This window comes from Peribacillus sp. NPDC101480 (genome assembly GCF_050277335.1).
Lineage (GTDB): Bacteria > Bacillota > Bacilli > Bacillales > DSM-1321 > Peribacillus.
The window spans coordinates 1-3113 of sequence record NZ_JBNNSB010000024.1; the positions used below are offsets into that span (position 1 = coordinate 1).

The 3113-nt window shown below is 41.3% G+C and carries 2 protein-coding genes; both read right to left on the reverse strand.

Annotated features, from left to right (window positions below; translation table 11 throughout):
* Nucleotides 1-372: 372 nt before the first annotated feature.
* A complete protein-coding gene (ptsG, locus tag ACQKMF_RS26630; RefSeq protein WP_402945232.1) occupies nucleotides 373-2442 on the reverse strand; it encodes a glucose-specific PTS transporter subunit IIBC in 2070 nt (689 codons plus the stop codon).
* Between the two features lie 213 nt (nucleotides 2443-2655).
* The coding region (locus ACQKMF_RS26635; RefSeq protein WP_427575630.1) for a PRD domain-containing protein at nucleotides 2656-3113 on the reverse strand (458 nt) is incomplete at its 5' end.

Genomic DNA, 3113 nt, shown 5'->3' on the forward strand with positions numbered 1-3113 from the left:
AATGTTTGACTTGCTCATTTGCTTTTTTGATAGTGTGTGCTCACTTAAAATTTAACGTTGGCGCTTTGTTTTGTTCAGTTTTCAAAGAGCAATGTTTCCCATCGCTTTTTAGCGACTTAATTAGTTTAACACCTTTCAAACATAAAGTCAACAACAAGTTATTATTTCTTTTTTGTCTCAAGCGGTGTATTTAATATATTAGCACTTGCATTTAGATAAGTCAATGCAATCTTTTAAAAAGTTACTTCACTTTTTTAAGAGCCAACTTCTTCTATATATACACCACATTCTTTCTATAGAAGCCGGACCCTGTCATTGATCATCAAAAAAAAGGAGGGCAGCTGATTATAGCCACCCTCCTGTTATTAATGATTATTTATTAATGGTAATTACGTCCGCTTCTTCTCTATCTACATTTCCTGCCTTTTCGATCTTCACACTTTCACCTTCGGAAAGGTTAGTGAAGACGATTGGCGTAATGATAGAGCTGGCATTGTTTTTGACATACTCTATATCAACTTTGAGCAACGGCTGTCCGCTTGTCACTTTATCTCCTTGAGAGACTAGCGCTTCGAATCCTTTGCCTTCTAACTTAACTGTATCGATCCCGACATGTATCAAGATTTCACGACCAGCTTCGGAAACGATACCGATTGCATGTTTAGTCGGGAATAGGTTAACGATCGTACCGTCTACAGGAGAAACAACCAACCCTTCCTCAGGTACGATGGCAAATCCATCACCCATCATTTTTTCAGCAAAAACAGCATCAGGCACTTCCGTGATCGGTTTTAATTCCCCTTTAATAGGAGAAACAAAGCGCTCGGAAACTTCATCCGTCCGTAAAGGTTTCGGGATGACATCCTCGATTTGCTTTTCCACACCCACTTCAGGAGATGCTTCTACTTTACGAGGCCTTTTTCCATCGATGATATCTTTCATTTGCCCCTTGATCGTTTCTGAACGAGGTCCGAAGATTGCCTGGATATTATTGCCCACTTCCAGAACTCCAGCGGCTCCAAGTTTCTTCAGCCTATTTTTATCAACGTTACCGATGTCATTGACCGATACACGAAGACGGGTAATGCAAGCATCCAAGTGAGAAATATTTTCTTTTCCGCCCATAGCATCCAAGATATCCCCAGGAAGACTTCCAGCTGTACTTGCAGACCCTTCCGCTTCCTCATCCTCTTCCACTTCACGGCCAGGAGTTTTAAGGTTAAACGTCCTTATCGCAAATCGGAATCCGAAGTAATAGATAAGCGCAAAGACCAAGCCAACCGGAATAACGATCCATGCATTGGTTTGCGGATTAATTAAACCAAACAGTACGTAATCGATCAAACCGCCCGAGAACGTCATCCCGATTTTCACATCCAGTAAATGCATGGTCATGAATGATAGACCTGCAAACAGACAGTGAATCCCGAAAAGTACCGGTGCAACAAATAAGAAGGCAAATTCAAGTGGCTCAGTAATCCCAGTAAGGAAAGATGTAAGTGCCGCAGAAGCCATCAAGCCCCCGACAATTTTCTTTCTTTCCGGTCTTGCTTCATGATAAATGGCCAAAGCCGCAGCTGGTAACCCAAACATCATGAATGGATATTTACCAGTCATGAAGGTACCTGCCGTTAAATTCTGTACGCCATCTTTAATTTGAGCCATGAAGATAGCTTGGTCTCCTCTGACTGGCGTTCCCCCGCCTTGAGGGATATAGCTGCCAAATTCGAACCAGAATGGGGAGTAGAAGATATGATGCAATCCAAAAGGAATCAGCGCACGTTCTACAACCCCAAACACGAAAGCTCCCAGAGTCAGGTTAGCACCCAACATATTTTCGGAAAATGAATTTAACCCCGATTGAATCGTCGGCCAAACCAAGATCATCAGCAATCCAAGAATAACTGCGCTTGCGGCTGTTATAATTGGTACAAAACGTTTACCTGCAAAGAATCCTAAATAAGAAGGCAGTTCAATTTCATAAAACTTATTATACATAACAGCAGCCATGACACCGACAATTATACCGCCGAACACACCAGTTCCCAACGTCGGGATTCCCAGAACATTGCTATACACCGCACCATTGTTCGCAATGTCGGCAGCGTCAATGCCAAGAACGGTTCCCATCGTTACATTCATAATCAAGAACCCGATAATCGCAGCCAGTCCGGCAACACCATCTCCGCCAGCTAACCCAATTGCGACCCCCACAGCAAATAACAAGGGAAGATTCCCAAAAATAATATTCCCGGCATTCTCCATTACCGATGCGACCATTTCCACTCCGCCACTCGCAAGAAACGGGGCGATATCCAACAAAGTTTCGTTTTGCAATGCATTACCAAACGCAAGCAAAATTCCGGCCGCTGGTAAAATGGCTACAGGAAGCATCAAAGCTTTTCCGATTTTTTGCAAAACACCAAACAACTTCTTAAACATAGGTTTTCCTCCTCTTTACTGTTATTCCATGCTAATAAAACGGTTACATTTACGATGGTATTCATCTTCCCACGCATCAGAATTCAAATACAAAAAAGGCATAAGCAAAGATAGGATTGAAATGAAAATTCAGGTATATAATACCCTCTTTCATAACAATCATTCTCCTCACTTATGCCTGATCGAATCAGTAACACGTAAGTTAATGTATGTTTATTTAATTTTCTTTTGTAATCGTTGGATATGCATCGTTAGATAGACAGCTTCCGCATCACAAACCGGTCTGCCTAATTTCTGCTGCATAATCTTTATTAGCTTCCAAGAGATATTGTAACACAAAGGATATTCTTCTTTCAATAGCATTGCTATTTTTTCGGGTTCCTCTACTTTTTCGCCAGCCAACACCCTGTCTATCATGAATCTTAAATGACGGACCAAACGTGAATAATCAATGCTATCCTTATTAATTTGTACGTTGAGCTGTTCTTCAACAACTTGGATAAGTTGATAGATTAACTGCGAATGCTGATTGACTTCCGATAAGTCTTTATTTGATATTGCGCTATGAATATGAACCGTAATAAAACCGATTTCCCCTTGGGGCAGGCCTATGCCTGTCTTATCTTGAATTAATTCTACTACATCAACAGCAATATCATGTTCAAAAGGAT